The 16,955-nt window shown below is 68.5% G+C and carries 17 protein-coding genes; 7 read left to right on the top strand and 10 right to left on the bottom strand.

The features are described 5' to 3' along the window. The first annotated feature begins 2 nt into the window (after positions 1–2). The 5 genes from ACQPYM_RS07165 to ACQPYM_RS07145 all read left to right on the top strand — a co-directional run bounded on the left by ACQPYM_RS07165 (position 3) and on the right by ACQPYM_RS07145 (position 4,707). Entirely contained in the window at positions 3–458 is a 456-nt protein-coding gene (locus ACQPYM_RS07165; protein WP_433016719.1) for a succinate dehydrogenase hydrophobic membrane anchor subunit, read from the top strand. A 12-nt stretch (positions 459–470) separates the two neighbouring features. Next, positions 471–2,213, top strand: a complete 1,743-nt coding sequence (gene sdhA, locus ACQPYM_RS07160; protein ID WP_433016716.1) for a succinate dehydrogenase flavoprotein subunit — start codon at positions 471–473, stop codon at positions 2,211–2,213. Beyond that, positions 2,213–2,917: a succinate dehydrogenase iron-sulfur subunit gene (locus ACQPYM_RS07155; protein WP_360284140.1), complete on the top strand. Its 705-nt coding sequence runs from the start codon at positions 2,213–2,215 to the stop codon at positions 2,915–2,917. Before sdhA ends, ACQPYM_RS07155 begins: the two co-directional genes overlap by 1 nt. A gap of 121 nt (positions 2,918–3,038) precedes the next feature. Then, positions 3,039–3,548, top strand: a complete 510-nt coding sequence (locus ACQPYM_RS07150) for an RNA polymerase sigma factor (RefSeq protein ID WP_433016712.1) — start codon at positions 3,039–3,041, stop codon at positions 3,546–3,548. Beyond that, a complete protein-coding gene (locus tag ACQPYM_RS07145; RefSeq protein WP_433016709.1) occupies positions 3,541–4,707 on the top strand; it encodes a WD40/YVTN/BNR-like repeat-containing protein in 1,167 nt (388 codons plus the stop codon). Before ACQPYM_RS07150 ends, ACQPYM_RS07145 begins: the two co-directional genes overlap by 8 nt. Here the strand turns inward: ACQPYM_RS07145 and ACQPYM_RS07140 are convergent. Next, on the bottom strand, positions 4,704–5,135 hold the full coding sequence (locus tag ACQPYM_RS07140; protein WP_433016706.1) for a DUF2000 family protein: 432 nt from the start codon (positions 5,133–5,135) through the stop codon (positions 4,704–4,706). The genes ACQPYM_RS07145 and ACQPYM_RS07140 overlap by 4 nt on opposite strands. A 64-nt stretch (positions 5,136–5,199) precedes the next feature. On the opposite strand from ACQPYM_RS07140, the gene ACQPYM_RS07135 reads away from it, so the two are divergent. Further along, the gene (locus ACQPYM_RS07135; RefSeq protein WP_433016703.1) at positions 5,200–5,505 is read left to right on the top strand and encodes a hypothetical protein; all 306 of its coding nucleotides are present in this window, start codon (positions 5,200–5,202) and stop codon (positions 5,503–5,505) included. Positions 5,506–5,508: 3 nt separating this feature from the next. Here ACQPYM_RS07135 and ACQPYM_RS07130 read toward each other — a convergent pair whose 3' ends face one another. After that, a complete protein-coding gene (locus ACQPYM_RS07130; protein ID WP_433016700.1) occupies positions 5,509–6,339 on the bottom strand; it encodes a M55 family metallopeptidase in 831 nt (276 codons plus the stop codon). 46 nt (positions 6,340–6,385) lie between these two features. Here ACQPYM_RS07130 and ACQPYM_RS07125 point away from each other — a divergent pair, with 46 nt between their 5' ends. Then, positions 6,386–7,180: a helix-turn-helix domain-containing protein gene (locus tag ACQPYM_RS07125; RefSeq protein ID WP_433016697.1), complete on the top strand. Its 795-nt coding sequence runs from the start codon at positions 6,386–6,388 to the stop codon at positions 7,178–7,180. Here ACQPYM_RS07125 and ACQPYM_RS07120 read toward each other — a convergent pair. The 8 genes from ACQPYM_RS07120 to ACQPYM_RS07085 all read right to left on the bottom strand — a co-directional run bounded on the left by ACQPYM_RS07120 (position 7,152) and on the right by ACQPYM_RS07085 (position 16,950). Beyond that, entirely contained in the window at positions 7,152–7,373 is a 222-nt protein-coding gene (locus ACQPYM_RS07120; protein WP_433016695.1) for an SCO4848 family membrane protein, read from the bottom strand. The genes ACQPYM_RS07125 and ACQPYM_RS07120 overlap by 29 nt on opposite strands. 21 nt (positions 7,374–7,394) lie before the next feature. Continuing rightward, positions 7,395–10,148 carry an AAA family ATPase gene (locus ACQPYM_RS07115; RefSeq protein ID WP_433016692.1) on the bottom strand — a complete coding sequence of 918 codons (2,754 nt, stop codon included), beginning with the start codon at positions 10,146–10,148 and terminating at the stop codon, positions 7,395–7,397. 256 nt (positions 10,149–10,404) lie between these two features. Beyond that, a complete protein-coding gene (locus ACQPYM_RS07110) occupies positions 10,405–11,919 on the bottom strand; it encodes an amino acid permease (protein ID WP_433016689.1) in 1,515 nt (504 codons plus the stop codon). A 73-nt stretch (positions 11,920–11,992) separates the two neighbouring features. Further along, positions 11,993–12,709 carry a FadR/GntR family transcriptional regulator gene (locus ACQPYM_RS07105; RefSeq protein ID WP_433016686.1) on the bottom strand — a complete coding sequence of 239 codons (717 nt, stop codon included), beginning with the start codon at positions 12,707–12,709 and terminating at the stop codon, positions 11,993–11,995. A 35-nt stretch (positions 12,710–12,744) separates the two neighbouring features. Beyond that, positions 12,745–13,521: a 3-oxoacyl-ACP reductase gene (locus ACQPYM_RS07100; protein WP_433016683.1), complete on the bottom strand. Its 777-nt coding sequence runs from the start codon at positions 13,519–13,521 to the stop codon at positions 12,745–12,747. Further along, the gene (locus ACQPYM_RS07095) at positions 13,522–14,883 is read right to left on the bottom strand and encodes an aldehyde dehydrogenase family protein (RefSeq protein ID WP_433016680.1); all 1,362 of its coding nucleotides are present in this window, start codon (positions 14,881–14,883) and stop codon (positions 13,522–13,524) included. Further along, complete coding sequence (locus ACQPYM_RS07090; protein WP_433016677.1) at positions 14,880–15,602, bottom strand: gamma-glutamyl-gamma-aminobutyrate hydrolase family protein; 723 nt, start codon at positions 15,600–15,602, stop codon at positions 14,880–14,882. The genes ACQPYM_RS07095 and ACQPYM_RS07090 overlap by 4 nt, the downstream gene beginning before the upstream one ends. Beyond that, positions 15,583–16,950 (bottom strand): glutamine synthetase family protein, encoded by a 1,368-nt coding sequence (locus tag ACQPYM_RS07085; protein WP_433016674.1) that lies wholly within the window; start codon positions 16,948–16,950, stop codon positions 15,583–15,585. The genes ACQPYM_RS07090 and ACQPYM_RS07085 overlap by 20 nt, the downstream gene beginning before the upstream one ends. Positions 16,951–16,955: the final 5 nt, after the last annotated feature.

Here is a 16,955-nt window from a genome sequence, read left to right as displayed (position 1 = left end):
CCATGTCCGAAATCGCAGCCCCGCGCTCGTCCACCCGGTCCCGCTCGCTCAAGGGCGGCGGCCGCAACCGGTCCGGCCAGACCAACTTCGAGCTCTACAGCTGGCTGTTCATGCGGCTGTCCGGGCTCGCCCTGGTCGTGCTGGTGCTCGGCCACCTGTTCGTCAACCTGATGCTCGGCGGCGGGATCACCGCGCTGGACTTCGCCTTCGTGGCCGGTAAGTGGGCCAACCCGCTGTGGCAGGTCTGGGACCTGCTGATGCTGTGGCTGGCGATGCTGCACGGCACCAACGGGATGCGCACGATCATCAACGACTACGCCGAGAAGGACCAGACGAGGTTCTGGCTGAAGAGCCTGCTGATCACCGCCTCGATCGTGATCGTCGTGCTCGGCACCCTGGTCATCTTCACCTTCGACCCCTGCCTAGACCCGCACAGCACGCTGTCGGTCTGCAAGTAAGGACAGTCTCAGATGCAGCGCCACCAGTACGACGTGGTCATCGTCGGCGCCGGCGGAGCGGGTATGCGCGCCGCTCTGGAGTCCAGCAAGCGGACCCGGACCGCGGTGCTCACCAAGCTCTACCCGACCCGGTCGCACACCGGCGCGGCCCAGGGCGGCATGTGTGCCGCGCTGGCCAACGTCGAGGAGGACAACTGGGAGTGGCACACCTTCGACACGGTCAAGGGTGGTGACTTCCTGGTCGACCAGGACGCCGCCGAGGTGATGTGCCGCGAGGCCGTCGACGCGGTCCTCGACCTGGAGAAGATGGGCCTGCCGTTCAACCGGACCGCCGAGGGCAAGATCGACCAGCGGTTCTTCGGCGGCCACACCCGCAACCACGGCGAGGCCGTCGTACGCCGCTCCTGCTTCGCCGCCGACCGTACCGGTCACATGATCCTGCAGACGCTCTACCAGCAGTGCATCAAGCAGAACGTCGAGTTCTTCAACGAGTTCTACGTGCTCGACCTGCTGATGGTGGCCGGCAAGGCGACCGGCGTGGTCGCCTACGAGCTGGCCACCGGCGAGCTGCACATCTTCTCGGCCAAGTCGATCGTGTTCGCCTCGGGTGGGTTCGGCAAGGTCTTCCGGACCACCTCGAACGCGCACACGCTGACCGGCGACGGGATGGGCATCGTCTGGCGCAAGGGCCTGCCGCTGGAGGACATGGAGTTCTTCCAGTTCCACCCGACCGGCCTGGCCGGCCTCGGCGTCCTGCTGTCGGAGGCCGCCCGTGGTGAGGGCGGCATCCTGCGCAACAAGGACAACGAGCGCTTCATGGAGCGGTACGCGCCGACCGTGAAGGACCTCGCGCCGCGCGACATGGTGGCCCGGGCGATGGCGAACGAAGTACGGGAAGGCCGGGGCTGTGGCCCGGACGGCGCGTACGTGATGCTCGACCTGACCCACCTGGAGCCCGCGCACATCGACGCGAAGCTGCCGGACATCACCGAGTTCGCCCGGACCTATCTCGGCGTCGAGCCGTACACCGAGCAGATCCCGGTGTTCCCGACCGCGCACTACGCGATGGGCGGCATCCCGACCAACATCAAGGGCGAGGCGCTGGCCAACAACACCGACGTCATCCCCGGCCTGTACGCCGCGGGCGAGGTCGCGTGCGTCTCGGTCCACGGCGCCAACCGGCTCGGGACCAACTCGCTGCTGGACATCAACGTGTTCGGCCGGCGGGCCGGCATCGCTGCCGCGGAGTACGCCGAGACCGCGGACTTCGAGGAGCTCCCGGACGCACCGGAGACCTTCGTGGTCGACCTGATCGAGGGCATGCGGACCGCCACCGGCGAGGAGCGGGTGGCCGCGATCCGGACCGATCTGCAGGCCACGATGGACATCAACGCGCAGGTGTACCGGACCGAGGGCTCGCTCAAGCAGGCGCTGTCCGACATCGAGGCGCTCAAGGTCCGGTTCGCGAACGTCGCGGTCCAGGACAAGGGCAAGCGGTTCAACACCGACCTGCTGGAAGCCGTCGAACTGGGCTTCCTGATCGACCTGGCCGAAGTACTGGTGGTGTCGGCGCTGGCGCGCAAGGAGTCTCGCGGCGGGCACTTCCGGGAGGACTACGACAAGCGTGACGACGTGAACTTCATGCGGCACACCATGGCCTACCGGACGATCGATGCCGAGGGCAACGTGAACATCCGGCTCGACTACAAGCCGGTCGTGCAGACTCGCTACAAGCCGATGGAGCGGAAGTACTGATGGACGTCAAGGTCAAGATCCTTCGGTACAACCCCGAGGTGCTCGACGAGTCCGAGTGGAAGACCTACTCGGTCACGCTGCTGCCCGGCGACCGGGTGCTGGACGCGCTGCACAAGATCAAGTGGGAGCAGGACGGCACGCTGACCTTCCGCCGGTCCTGCGCGCACGGTGTCTGCGGTTCGGACGCGATGCGGATCAACGGCCGCAACCGGCTGGCCTGCAAGACGCTGATCAAGGACCTGAACCCGGAGAAGGAGATCACCGTCGAGCCCATCAAGGGCCTGCCGGTGCTCAAGGACCTGGTCGTCGACATGGAGCCGTTCTTCGACGCCTACCGCGCGATCATGCCGTTCCTGGTCACCGACGGCCACGAGCCGAGCCGGGAGCGGATCCAGTCGCAGGCCGACCGGGAGCGCTTCGACGACACCACCAAGTGCATCCTCTGCGCCGCCTGTACGACGTCCTGCCCGGTCTTCTGGTCCGACGGCCAGTACTTCGGTCCGCAGGCGATCGTCGGCGCGCACCGGTTCATCTTCGACAGCCGGGACGAGGGCACCGAGCAGCGGCTGGAGATCCTGAACGACAAGGAGGGCGTCTGGCGCTGCCGGACCACCTTCAACTGCACCGACGCCTGCCCGCGCGGTATCGAGGTCACCAAGGCGATCCAGGAGGTCAAGCGCGCACTGATCTTCCGCCGCGTCTGATCCTGCAACGTTTGAGCGTCCGGAGAGCCCTTCGACGGGGTTCTCCGGACGTTTTGCGTTGAGGGTGCAACCGGATCCGCCGCCCAGGAGTTGTTGGGAAAAGACCTACTGGGGAGTGGTGATGGCTGACGAGGAAACGGTGCGGGAGCTGTACGAGGGGTGTTACCGGCGACTGGTCGGGCAGGTTTTCGCTGTGTGCGGCAACCGGGGGGAAGCCGAGGACGCCGTCCAGGAGGCGTTCGTCCGGGCGGTGGAGAAGCCGCGGCGGTTCGCCCAGATCGACAACCAGGAAGCCTGGCTCCGGACGGTCGCGCTGAACGTACTACGCAGCCGCTACCGCCGGGCAACGCGTTTCCACGGGTTGCTGTCCCGCCAGCCGGCCCCGGTGACGACCACGACCGGGATGTCCGCCGACCGGGTGGCGCTGGTCGACGCGCTGCGGCAACTGCCCTACGAACAGCGCGAGGCGATTGCGCTGCACCACATCGTCGACCTGCCGATCCGCGAGATCGCAGCGCAGCTGGGAGTCGCCGAAGGCACCATCAAGGCCCGCCTGACCAGGGGCCGGGCGCGGCTGGCCCCGCTGGTCCACGAGTTCGCCGACGACGCCGAGGAGGTCAACCATGTCTGAACTGAAAGAACTGTCCTGGGAAGTCCAGGAGAGCGTCGAGCCAGTGCCGTTCGAACAGCTGGAGCACCGGGGTATCCGCCGTCGCCGCCGTCGGCAGACACTCACCGGCGCGGGAGTCGTTGCGGCGGTGACGATCGCGGTAGCAGCCGCCCTTCTCCCCCTCGGCAACGTCACCGGCACCGAGAAGCCCCCGGCGGCGGGCATCACCAAGCCGATCGCTGTCGACCAGGCGGCCGAGAAGCTGGTGGCCGGCGACGCGCGCCTGGCAGAGGTCGTCTTCGCCGGCCCCAACAGCTGGGTGTCCTCGTGGGACGGCTCTACCGGTGAGAAGCAGCGCTATGCGGCCGTGCTGAGCCGGGACGGAGTCCGGACCACTACGCCGGTGCGGGACATGTGGTTCTCGGCGCTCGAGCTCGGCGACGACCCCGCCGCGGTGTCCGGACCCAAGGGGGAAGGGGACCAGAAGGACCCGAGCTGGGCCCACGCGCTGATGGTCCGGCTGACCGCCGAGGGCAAGGTCGAGAAGAAGCTGCGCTGGGCCGCGCCGACCACGACGTTCGCCGAGAACGAGACGCTGGTGTTCGAAGTGACCCACGAGCACGTGCCGTGGATCCTCAATCCGGACGAGGGCACTCTGCGGAAACTGGAGATCAAGGGGACGGACAACTTCTCGGGCACGGTTCAGGACGGCACCGGCCGTTGGTGGCTGACCGGCAACCAGGGCAAGGCGAGTTACGTCCTGTGGACCGACGACGGCGGCCGGAACTGGAGCAAGGCGCTGGTCGATTCGCTCGACTCGGCCGGCGGTGTCGGGGTCAGCGCCGACGGTCGCACTGCCGTCACCTTCACCCTGGGAATTACCACCGGCGGCCCGGTCCGGATGAAGCTCTCGACCGACCAGGGAGAGACCTGGACGACCAGCGCTCCCAGGGAGCGCACCTGGACCAGGCCACCGGTCGCCCTCAACGACGGCAGCGTCCTGCTGCTGGAGAAGGGCAAGCTGGTCCGGCTGAACGGCGAAGTGGTGGCCACCGCTCCCAAGGACGCTGTCGAACTGCGTGGCGACGACGACCTCCTCTACGTCGCGAGCGGCGAGTCGGGGTCGATCGCCACCAGCACCGACCTCGGCAAGACCTGGAAGACGTTCGAACCCCGCTAGGGATGCATGCGGGAGCCCTTGAGGATCTTGTCGACCGCGTTCTTCGGACCATGCAGGGCCAGCCCGACCAGATCGAGCTGGCCCTGCTGGACCGCTTTCACCGCCGCGCGGTTGTCACGATCGTTGCCGGTAGCAAACAAGTCCTGAGTGAAGATCGAGTGCGCGATCCCCCGGCCGAGCGTCCGCTGATGGGCCACCGCCATGAACTCCTTCGCCCCCTCGAACACCAGCACCGGCTGACGGAACATCGGCAGGTACCGCGTCCCGTCGGCGTCCTCGTACGCCTCCCCCACCAGCTCCGGCTGCGTCGCCGCGATCCCACTCACCAGAAACGCCGTCACGTTCAACCGCTGCCAACTCGCCAGATCGTCCCGCAGCAACACAGCAATCTTCGTATCGAACCGAACCAACTCAGCATCGTTGTCCACAACCTCAAATCTGCCCGCTACGCCATCGCCCGGGCTTGTACGTTCTTAACGCATACTGGCGCGCATGGACTGGTCGAGAGAACCGAAGGCGCGCGTGCTCGGGGCGGCGTACGTGGTGGGATTCCTGCTCTGGCTGGTCGGCGTGATCGTGGTCTTGTACAACCAGCTCACCGGCGGCTCCGGGGCGGCGATGACCGTCGGCGTCGTGTTGTTCGCCGTCGGCCAGGCGGTCATCACCACGCTGGCCTTCCGCCTGCGTCGACACTTCCCCGCGCCGAACCGGCCCAAGGACAACTTCCAGCGAGCCTGGAACTACCTCGCCCTCGGTCGCGCGTTGCCCTCCGCCGTACGGCTGCTGCTCAACCGGTAGCGATCAGCAGTACGGCGGGTTGGAGGTGATGGCGGTGGCTACTCGGAGGAAGAGGCAGAAGAGGCGGTACAGGTCGGGCATCGGGGCTTCGACGGTGATGGTGCGGTCGTCGGTGCGGGTGATGCCGGGGATGGCGGGGAGGTGAGAGGCGACGGAGGCGTTCTGCCAGCGGACGGCCAGGCGGTGGGTGGTGCGGTTGACGGTTGGGGTGGCTCTCGGGGTGCGGAGGGCTGTTTCGGTGGCCGACTCGATGGCGGCGCGCGCTTCGGCAACGGGGACCAGTTGAGCGGCGAAGCGGTCCTTGGCGAACTTGACCGGGACGGTTGCCACCGACGGGTCCCAGGCGGTCATCTCGGCGCAGGCGGCGTCGTCACCGGTCAGCAGCGCCACCGGTACGCCGTACGCGGCTGCGGTGGCGTGCAGGAGACCGATCTCGCCGACCACGCGGTCATCGAGCCAGATGTCCTCGATCTCGTGACCCATGAAGCTGTGGCTGAGGACTCCGAGGACGCCCGCCCGGGCGTGGAAGCCGACGCAGACCACGGCGTCGTACTCCGGGGTCAGGCCCTCGATCATGCCCATCGGTTTGGGCCGGCCCTTGATCAGCGTCACCCGCGGGTCGAGCAGGTCGGGCAGCAGGTTCCGCATCGGGCCGTGGGCGTCGTTGACCAGGACCACCGACGCCCCGCCCGCGAAGGCCCCGCGGACGGCCGCGTTGACGTCCTCGGTCATCATCACCCGGCCGCGCTCGTAGTCGCGCCCACCCGGCTGCACGTCCTCGGCGTCGACGAGTCCGGTGATGCCTTCCATGTCCGCGCTGATGTAGACCTTCACGCCGTCTCCCCTTCGCAGTTCATCACCCGAGGGTATGTTCTGACGTGTGAGCAGCGGGGCGCAGGTCGAGGCCTGGAGGCCGGCGATCGACGGTGTCGTCGAAGTGCTGCACGCCCACTTCCCGTCGCACGCCTATCCGAGCCACACGCACGACGCGTGGACCGTGCTGATCGTGGACGAGGGCGTCATCCGCTACGACCTGGACCACCGCGAGCACGGCCTGACGCAGGCCCAGGTCTCGCTGCTGCCGCCGAACGTCCCGCACGACGGCCGCTCGGTCCACCCCGGCGGTTTCCGCAAGCGCGTGCTCTACCTAGAGCCGGACCGCCTGGGTGGCGAAGGCCTGAGCGGCGCAGCGGTCGACCAGCCGGAGTACCTCGATCCCGTACTACGACGCCGCCTGCACCAGCTGCACGGCGTACTGGTCGATGGGCGGGAGGACCTCGAGGCGCAGAGTCGGCTCACGCTGATTGAGGAGCGTCTGCAGCAGCATCTGCGCCAGCAGGTCGTCGCCCCGCCGGATCGCCGCGACCCCGGAGTCGCCGCGAAGCTGCGGGAACTCCTCGACGAGCAGCTGCCGGCCGGGCTCACCCTCGACGAGGCGTCGAAGGTCGTGCACGCGCACCCGGCGCATCTGGTGCGCGCGTTCAGCCGCGAATACGGAATGCCGCCGCACCGCTACCTGACCGGGCGACGGGTCGACCTGGCCAGGCGGTATCTGCTGGAAGGGCGGCCGGCGGCGGAGGTCGCAGTACTGGCCGGGTTCTACGACCAGTCGCACCTGACCCGGCACTTCCGGAAGATGCTCGGGGTCAGTCCGTCGCGGTTCGCTCGGCCTTGAGCGCGCGGTAGCCCCACCTGCCGAGCAGGCCGGCGATGCCGAGGTTCACCACGATCAGGACGGTGTGCGCCACGTAGTACCCGGTCGGGCGGCCGTTGGTGGCGGCCAGGTTCTTGATGAACGTCACGTAGGTGACGACGTTCCAGACGGCGATCCCGAGCAGGACGAGAGCATGCTTGCGTTCGAGTTTCACCGGACCAGTCTCCCCGATCGCTTAATTCCCGCGGTCGACGGTGCGGAGGAGCTGGGTGCGGTTGGCGACGCCGAAGCGGCGGTAGAGCCTGGTCAGCTGCGACTCGACCGCCTTGACGCTCAGGTAGAGGGCGGCGGCGATCTCGCGGTTGGTGGAGCCGTCGCGGACCATCGCGACGATCTGCAGCTCGTTGTCGGTCAGCTCGGACGGCAGCCGGCTCCGGCTCGGTACGTCGAGCCGCGCGAGCTCCGTCTCGGCCACCTCACGCCAGGCGGGAGCGCCGTACGCCTCGAACTGCTCGATGGCATCCAGGAACGCGGTCCGTGCCACCGATCGACGGCGAGCCTGCCGGGCCACCCGGCCGCGCGTCAGCTCGCAGCGGGCCAGATCCAGTGGGTAGACGTGATCGCCGGCCGTATTGATCGTCTTCTCGAGCAGATCCAGCGCCGCGGCCGGATCGCCCTGCTTGGCGATCAGCAGCGCCTCCGAACGCGCCAGCCCGACCAGTACGACGGATCGGTCGAGCCGCTCGGCCCGCTCCCGGATCTCCGCGATCAGCGCGGCGGCGTCATCCAGCCGCCCAGCAGCAACCAGAGCCTCCGCGTAGTCCGCGTGCCACGGGATCACGGCCGGGTCGTAGGGCATCGCGGCCTCACCCGACTCCGCGATCGCATCGAACGCCTCAACCGCCCGCTGCGGGTCGCCGGTCAGTACGCCGATGATGCCTACGCCGGTGAGCGCCGGGCCGGTCCACTCCTCGTTGCCGACCAGCCGGCAGCCCTCAAGCGCCGCCTCGGCCAGCTCGCGCGCCATCGTGGCCGTGCCGCCGGCCCATTCGGCGCGGCAGGCAACGACCAGCCCGACCTCGGGCTCGTCGCCCAGGTCCTGCATGAGCTGGTAGCACTCGTGACCGGCGGCCAGCGCGTCGGCGCCGCGGCCGCTGCGCTCGTAGATGGCCGTCGCGGAGACCAGCACCGAAGCCAGCCAGCGGACCGCGCCACCAGCCCGTACTTCCTCGACCAGCGCGCTGATCTGCTCGATCGCCTCGCCTGTCCGGCCGCGGAACAGTTCACGCATCGCCGCCATCTGCCGGGCGTTCACCACCGCCTTGGTGAGCGGCAAGCCACGGGCCAACTCGGCGGCCTGCTCCAGCAGGTCGTCGGAGGTCTGCTCGCCGCCACGGGCGATCTGCACGGTGCTGGACGCACTCAGAGCGTCGACCAGTGCCTCGACGTCACCACACTCGCGAGCAAGCCTCTCGGCCTCCTGCGCGTCAGCCTGGGCGTCGTCGAGCCGACGGTCGAAGTACGCGCTGTTGCTGCGCAGGATCCGAACCCGTGCTTCGAGTTGCGGATCACCCGCCGCCGCCTCGAAGGCTTCGGCGAGGAGAGCGATCCTGTGCTCCCGCTCAGGCCATGCTGCGTCCACCAGGAGCAGCAGGGCCGCCACCTTGGTCTCCGGCCGAGTAGCAGCCTGTACTGCGAGCCGCGCCATCTCTGCGGACTCCACCAGGTGGCCGGCCGCAGCTGCCGCGTCTGCTGCGCTGGAGAGTCGCCTGGCTCGGTCGTCCTGCTCACGGACCGGTGTGCGCTCCGCAGCGAGTCGCCAGAGGGTCGCGGCGGCTCCGAGTGCCCCGCGGCCGCCGGCAACAACAGCAGCGGCCTCGATCGTCGCGGCCAGTTCGGTGTCGGCCTCCTGCGTCGCCAGCGCCCGGTGCGTCGCGTTCTCGACCGGCTCGTCCACCACCGCGGCCAGCTGGGCGTGTGCCTGCCGCCGCGCCGCGGACGTCGCTTCGGCGTAGACGAACTCTCTGAGCAGCGGGTGGGAGAACCGCAGCCGCTCCGATGACACATCGACGATCCCGAGCGCTTCTGCCTCGGCCAGCTCCGCGTCGACGGGACGTTTGAGCGACTGGGCGAGCTGATTGGTCGTCGGGCGCGGCGAGGAGGCGGCATGCAGCAGCAGCTCGTACGTCGCCGGGGTGAGGTCGGCGAGCCGGTCCCCCAGCAGCGTCTTGAGGCGGCTGGACACGGGCAGCGGGTCGTTCGGCGAGACGCCCTGCGGGTGACGCAGGATGGCCCGGCCGAGCTCCAGCGCCATGAACGGGTTGCCGGCGCTCGCGGTGAAGATGCGGCGCGCAGTACGGACCGGGAGGGGGCTGGAGAGTCTGTTGCGGAGCAGAGCCAGTACGTCGGCCTCGGTGAGCGGCGGGACCTCCAGCTGCAGCACAGGCTCCGGGCACGCCTCAGCCATCACCGGCAGGTCGCCGTCGGCAACCTGCTCCGTGGCGAGCATCTGGACGCCATCGGTCAGCCGCCGGGCGCAGAAGGTCAGTACTTCGAGGCTGGACGGGTCCACCCACTGGATGTCGTCCACAACCAGTAGCACCGGGCCCGCGGTCGCCAGGCGGCGCAGTACGTGCAGTACTGCGAGTCGCACGGCCAGCTCGTCGCGGACTGTGTCGGGAGCGCTTGCCTTGAGCAAGGCCACCTCGAGCGGCTGACGGAGGTGGTCGGGCAGCACCTGCCAAGCCAGCTCCAGCTGGTTGGAGAGCAGGTCGAGGAGCGTGACGTACGGCAGACCGGCCTCGCTCTGGGAGGGCGCGGCGCTCAGCACGCGGCAGCCGGCCTTGGCGCGGTCAGCAACCAGTGCCCGGCCGGTGGCGGACTTGCCGATCCCGGTCGGGCCATAGAGCAGCACGCTGCCGCTGGTCGCGAGCTGCTTCTTGGCACGCTCGACCAGTCCGGCGCGCCCGACCAGCTCGTCGTCAGTCATCGATCCACATTCTCCCCGAAGGATTACATTCGCCGACATCACAGTCGAGTGCCAATGGACACGGCGAGTGTCACATATGGAGATCGCCAGGCCACTAGCTCGTCATCCACCTGTTGAAACGTGCAGTTGGCCCACGATTGCGCATTTTCACGGCGCTTCAGTCAAAACTCGCCGAAACGAGACAGTGGCACACCAGTGCCCCGGCACAGCGCTGACCCGGCTTCCACCGGAAGCCGGGTCAGTGCCACGGGCTGGCTCAGATCGAGTCGAGGTCGCGTTCGATCGCGGCCAGTTCCTCCTCGGATCCCTGCACCTTGGGGCCGGTGAACCAGTGCCGGGCCGAGATCAGCCACCACAGACCGGCGAAACCGAGCACGACCAGGACCGCGATCGGGGTGTAGTTGAAGGTCTTCGGGCCGACCGGGCTGACCTGCGGCAGCATGAACAGCACGGTGATGAAGAGGACCCACGTGACCGCAATCACACCGATCGGCCGGCTCCAGCGGCCCAGGTGCCACGGTCCGGGCTCGAACCGGTCCCCTTGCAGCAGCCGCAGGAAGGTCGGCATCACGTAGGCGATGTAGAGCCCGATCACCGCGATCGAGGTGACCGCGGCGTACGCCGTCGCGTTCCACAGGTACGGCAGGCCGAGCAGGAAGGCGCCGGCCCCGGCCAGCCAGATCGCGTTGGTGGGCGTCCGGGTCTTCGGGTTGATCTTGTGCCAGAAGCTCGAGGCCGGCAGCGCGCCGTCACGGGAGAACGCGTAGATCATCCGCGAGTTGGCCGTCATCGACGACATCCCGCAGAACAGCTGCGCCCCGACCACGACCAGCAGCAGCACCTTGGCGAGCGAGACGCCGACCGCGTCGATGAAGATCTGCGCGGGCGGTACGCCGGTCTCGCTGCCGAGCGCGCCGTCGTAGCTCTGGATCGCGAAGGTCAGGCCGATCAGCAGCACCCAGCCGGCCACCAGCGAGACCAGGATGGACATCACAATGCCGCGCGGGCCCGACCGGGCCGCGTCGTGGGTCTCCTCGGTCATGTGCGCGGACGCGTCGTACCCGGTGAAGGTGTACTGCGCGAGCAGCAGGCCGAGCAGCGCGACGTAGAAGGTCGAGCCCCAGCCGGTGTTGTTGACGAACTCGGTGAAGACGAAGTCGGCCGACTGGTGACGGTCCGGCACGAAGGCCAGGATCGCGACGATGAAGACGACGCCGACGATGTGCCACCAGACGCTGATGTCGTTGAGCCGGGCGACCAGTTTCACGCCGACCGAGTTCAGCAGCGCGTGCACCAGCAGGATGATGCCGAACAGCAAGATGGTGTGGCCCGGCGTCGCACTGAAGCCGAACTGCAGGTCCAGCAGCGCGTTCAGGAAGAACGCGGCGCCGAAGTCGATCCCCGCGGTGACCGCGACCTGGCCGAGGAAGTTGAACCAGCCGGTGAACCAGGCCCAGGCGGCGCCGTTCGACGGTGCCAGCTTGGCCGACCAGTAGTACAGGCCGCCGGCGGTCGGGTAGCTCGAGCAGACCTCGGCCATCGCCAGTCCGACCAGCAGCGTCATCAGCCCGACGATCGGCCAGCCCCAGATGATCATCACCGGGCCGCCGGTGTTCATCCCGAAGCCGTACAGGGTCAGGCAGCCGGACAGGATCGAGATGATCGTGAAGGAGACGGCGAAGTTCGAGAACCCCGACATCGTCCTGGAGAGTTCCTGGGCGTAACCCAGCTGGTGCAGCCGCTTTTCGTCGTCGGACCGGTCCGTGCTCACGAATGCCTCCCAATGGTCTTCCAGCAGACCTTTGCGGACCATTGAGACACGCGCCACACGCACTGTCAAGGAATCAGGTCAGGAAGCCCCGGAGCAAGGCCGCCGTGCCGGACAGATGCTCCTGCATCGCCTGCCGGGCGGCGACCGGATCGCCGGCCAGGATCGCGGTCACGATCGCGTCGTGCTGGTCGTTGGAGTGCTCCAGATTGACCGCCAGCAAGGGAATCGCGTCCAGCAACTCGTTCAGCCGCATCCGTACGTCGGCCGTGGCGGACGTCAGCGACGGTGAGCCGCTCACCTCGGCGATGGCCAGGTGCAGGCGGGAATCCATCCTGCGGTAGTCGGTCAGGCCGGCCGACGAGGTCTCGGCCAGGCAGCGCCGAAGGTGCTCGGCCTCGGCGTCGGTCAGCTCGCGGGACGCCGCGGCCTCGGCCGCACCTGTCTCCAGCGCGAACCGGAGTACCAGGGCGTCGTCGACTCCGGCGCCGAGCTCCCGGGTGAGCTGTTTGGCGCTCACCCGGCGGGGTTTGGGCAACTGCTCGTTGACGAACGTCCCGCCGTACCGGCCGCGGCGGGACTCGACGTACCCGGCGTCCGTCAGCGCCTTGATCGCCTCGCGCAGGGTGACCCGGCTGACGTTCAGCCGGGCGGCCAGGTCGCGTTCGGCGGGCAGCCGCTCACCCGGCCCGACGACGCCGAGCTTGATTGCCTGCAGCAACCGCTCGACCGTCTCCTCGAACGGGTTGCCGGCCCGTACCGGCCGGAACACCGCCTCGTCCGCAGTTGCCACCCTGCCACCTACTTTCCCCGTTGCGTTGCCCCAGGTTAGAGCGGGGTGACGTACGCGCCCGAGATGCCGCCGTCGACCAGGAACGTGTTGGCGGTGATGAAGGACGAGTCGTCGCTCGCCAGGAAGGCGACGGCGGCGGCGATCTCCTCGGGCTCGCCGAACCGGCCCATCGGGACGTGCACCAGCCGGCGCTGCGCACGCTCCGCGTCCTTGGCGAAGAGTTCCTTCAGCAACGGCGTGTTGACCGGGCCGGGACACAACGCGTTGACCCGGATCCCCTGCCGGGCGAACTCGACGCCGAGTTCGCGGCTCATCGCGAGCACGCCGCCCTTCGAGGCGGAGTACGAGATCTGCGAGGTGGCGGCGCCCATCACGGCGACGAACGAGGCCGTGTTGATGATCGAGCCCTTGCCCTGGCGCTGCATGTACGGGATGACGTGCTTGCAGCACAGGTAGACCGAGGTCAGGTTGACCTCCTGCACCTTGCGCCACGCCTCCAGGCCGGTCTCCAGGATCGAGCCGTCCTCCGGCGGCGAGATGCCCGCGTTGTTGAAGGCGATGTCGACGCTGCCGAAGGTGTCGCACGCCTGCTTGAACAGGTTCTCGACATCCGCGTCGTTGGTCACGTCGGTCTGCACGAGCAGCCCGCCGACCTCGTCGGCGGTCGCCTTCCCGGCCGCGGGGTCGACGTCGCCGACGACCACCTTCGCGCCCTCGGCCGCGAGCCGGCGGACCGAGGCGAGGCCGATCCCGCTCGCGCCGCCGGTGACAACCGCGACCCGGCCCTCCAGACGGGTTGCCTTGACGTCCATTCAGTCCTCCGTGGTGATGTAGATGTTCTTGGTTTCGGTGAACGCGTCGAGCGCGTCCGGTCCGAGTTCGCGGCCGAGCCCGGATTGCTTGTAGCCGCCGAACGGCGTCGAGTAGCGCACCGACGAATGCGAGTTGATCGACAGGTTGCCCGCCTCGACCCCGCGACCCACGCGCAGCGCACGGCCGATGTCCCGCGTCCAGATCGACCCCGACAGCCCGTACTGCGAGTCGTTGGCGATCCGCACCGCGTCGGCCTCGTCCTCGAACGGGATTACCGTGACGACCGGCCCGAAGATCTCCTCACGGGCGGCCCGGTCGTCGGGTGAGACCGGCGCGAGCACGGTCGGCGGGAACCAGTACCCGGGTCCGCTCGGCGCGCTGCCCCGGAACGCGACCGGCGCGCCGTCCGGCACGTAGCTCGCGACGCGTTCCAGCTGCTTGGCGGAGATCAGCGGACCCATCTCGGTCGCGGGATCGGCCGGATCGCCGACCTTCACACCCTGCACGGCCGGCTCGAACAGCTCCATGAACCGGTCGTACGCCGACCGCTCGACCAGGATCCGCGACCGCGCGCAGCAGTCCTGCCCGGCGTTGTCGAACACCCCGTACGGCGCCTGCGCGGCCGCCTTGGCCAGGTCGGAGTCGGCGAAGACGATGTTCGCCGACTTACCACCGAGCTCGAGCGTCACCCGCTTCACCTGGTCCGCGCAGCCGGCCATGATCTGCTGACCGACCGCCGTCGACCCGGTGAACACAACCTTCCGTACCGCGGGATGCGTCACGAACCGCTGGCCGACCACGGTCCCGGCGCCGGGGACGATCTCCAGGACGCCCGGTGGGATCCCGGCTTCCAGCGCAAGCTCGCCCAAGCGGATCGCGGTCAACGGGGTCAGCTCGGCGGGCTTGAGCACGACCGTGTTGCCCGCAGCCAGGGCAGGTGCGAAACCCCAGCCGGCGATCGGCATCGGGAAGTTCCACGGCACGATCACGCCGACCACGCCGAGTGGTTCCTTGAAGGTCAGATCGATGCCACCGGCAACAGGAATCTGCCGGCCGAACAACCGTTCCGGCGCCGCGGAGTAGTAGGTGAGGACGTCGCGGACGTTGCCGGCCTCCCAGCGCGCGTTGCTGATCGTGTGGCCGGCGTTCTCGACCTCCAGCTGGGCAAGGTTCTCCAGATCCGCGTCGACCTTGTCGGCGAAGCGCCGGAGCAGCCGGCCGCGGTCCGCCGGCGCGACGGAGCGCCAGGTGGTGAACGCTTCGGTGGCCCGGGCGATGGCGGCATCGGTCTGCTCGACCGAGGCCAGCTCGATGCCGCGGACAACCTTCTCGGTCGCGGGGTTGATCACGTCGTACGTCACCGGCGCGGACTCCTCTTCTTGCCTTCAGCAACGAGTGCGGCGAACAGCCGCAGGTCTTCGGGGTTCTCCTCGGGATGCCACTGGACGCCGAGCGCAAAGGTCTTGCCGTCGACCTCTGCCGCTTCTACGGTGCCGTCGCCGGCTCTGGCGGTCACCTGCAGGTCGGCGGCGACTTCGGCCAGCGCTTGGTGGTGGTAGCAGTGCACGCTGGTCTGCTCGCCGAAGAGCCGGCCGGTGAGGGTGTCCGGCTCGACCTTCACCTCGGTCCGGCCGAAGACGGCAGGGCTGGGTCGGTGCTCGTGGTGGGCGATCGAGTCCGGCAGGTGTTGGTGCAGGGTGCCGCCGAGGGTGACGTTGAGCATCTGGAGTCCCCGGCAGATCGCGAGCAACGGGAGATCCGCGTCGAGAGCCGCCTTGATCAGGACGGCCTCGTGCTCGTCGCGACTCGGCCGGGTGTCGACGGTCTCGGGGTGCGGCGCGGCGCCGTACGAGGCGGGGTCGACGTCACACCCACCGGCGATGATCAGGCCATCGAGGATGTCCAGGACTGAGGGATCGGTGCCGACGGGCGGGAGGAGCAGCGGTACGCCGCCGGCCGCGACGACGGAGTCGAGGTAGACGCGCGGGAGGATGGCGGCTTCGCGCTGCCAGACTCCCCAGCTCGTCGGCTCGAGGTACGTCGTGATGCCGATCCGCGGCCTAGAGGCGCTCGAAGCCACGGATCCGCTCCCAGTCGGTCACCGCCGCGTCGTAGGCGTCCAGCTCGACGCGGGCCGCGTTGACGTAGTGCTCGACGACGTCGTCACCGAAGGCTTCCCGCGCGACCTTCGAACCGCCGAACAGGGCCGCCGCCTCGCGCAGAGTGGTCGGCACGTGCGGCTTGTCCGAGGTGTAGGCGTTGCCTTCCAGCATCGGCTCCATCTCCAACTGGTTCTCGAGCCCGTGCAGACCCGAGGCGATCAGTGCGGCGACGGCGAGGTACGGATTCACGTCGCCACCCGGCAAGCGGTTCTCCACCCGGAGCGACTCGCCGTGCCCGACGACTCGCAGCGAACAACTGCGGTTGTCGAGCCCCCAAGCGACAGCGGTCGGCGCGAAGCTGCCCGGTACGAAACGCTTGTAGGAGTTGATGTTCGGCGCCAGCAGATAGGTGAACTCGGGCAAGCAAGCGAGTTGGCCGGCGATGAACCGCTCCATCAGTTCGGAGAATCCGTGCTCACCGTCACCGGCCAAGACCGCAGTACCGTCGGTACTGCGGAAGCTCAGGTGGATGTGACACGAGTTGCCCTCGCGTTCGTCGTACTTGGCCATGAAGGTCAGGCTCTTGCCGTGCTTGGCCGCGATCTCCTTGGCCCCGGTCTTGTAGATCGAGTGGTTGTCGCAGGTGGCCAGCGCCTCGTCGTACCGGAAGGCGATCTCGTGCTGGCCGAGGTTGCACTCGCCCTTGGCGGACTCGACGTACAGGCCGGCGCCCTCCATCGAGTTGCGGATGTCACGCAGCAGCGGCTCGATCCGGGCGGTGCCGAGCAGCGAGTAGTCGACGTTGTACTGGTTGGCGGGCTCGAGATCCTTGTAGGTCTTGGTCCAGGCGGACTCGAAGGTGTCGTTGAAGACGATGAACTCGAGCTCGGTCCCGACGTACGCCTGCAACCCGAGCTCGGCCAGCCGGTCGAGCTGCCGCTTGAGCACCTGCCGCGGCGACACGGGCATCGGGCTGCCGTCGAGCCACTGGACGTCACAGAGCACGAGCGCGGTGCCTTCGAGCCAGGGCAGCAGGCGGAGCGTGTCGAGGTCGGGCGCCATCAGCAGGTCGCCGTAGCCGCGCTCCCAGGAGGACATCTCGTAGCCCTCGACGGTGTTCATGTCGACGTCGACCGCGAGCAGGTAGTTGCACCCCTCGGTCCCGTGCGCGAGCACCTCCTCGACGAAGTACCGGGCCCCGCAGCGCTTACCCTGCAACCGGCCCTGCATGTCGGTGATCGCCACCAGCACGGTATCGACCTGCCCGGCCGCGACAAGCTCCCGCAGACCCTCAACACTCAGCTTGCCGCCATCAGCCACGGTCACTCCCC

Source organism: Kribbella sp. CA-294648 (assembly GCF_050943845.1).
GTDB lineage: Bacteria > Actinomycetota > Actinomycetes > Propionibacteriales > Kribbellaceae > Kribbella.
The sequence above is the reverse complement of the archived record's forward strand: the minus strand, read 5'-3'. Positions and strand labels throughout refer to the sequence as shown.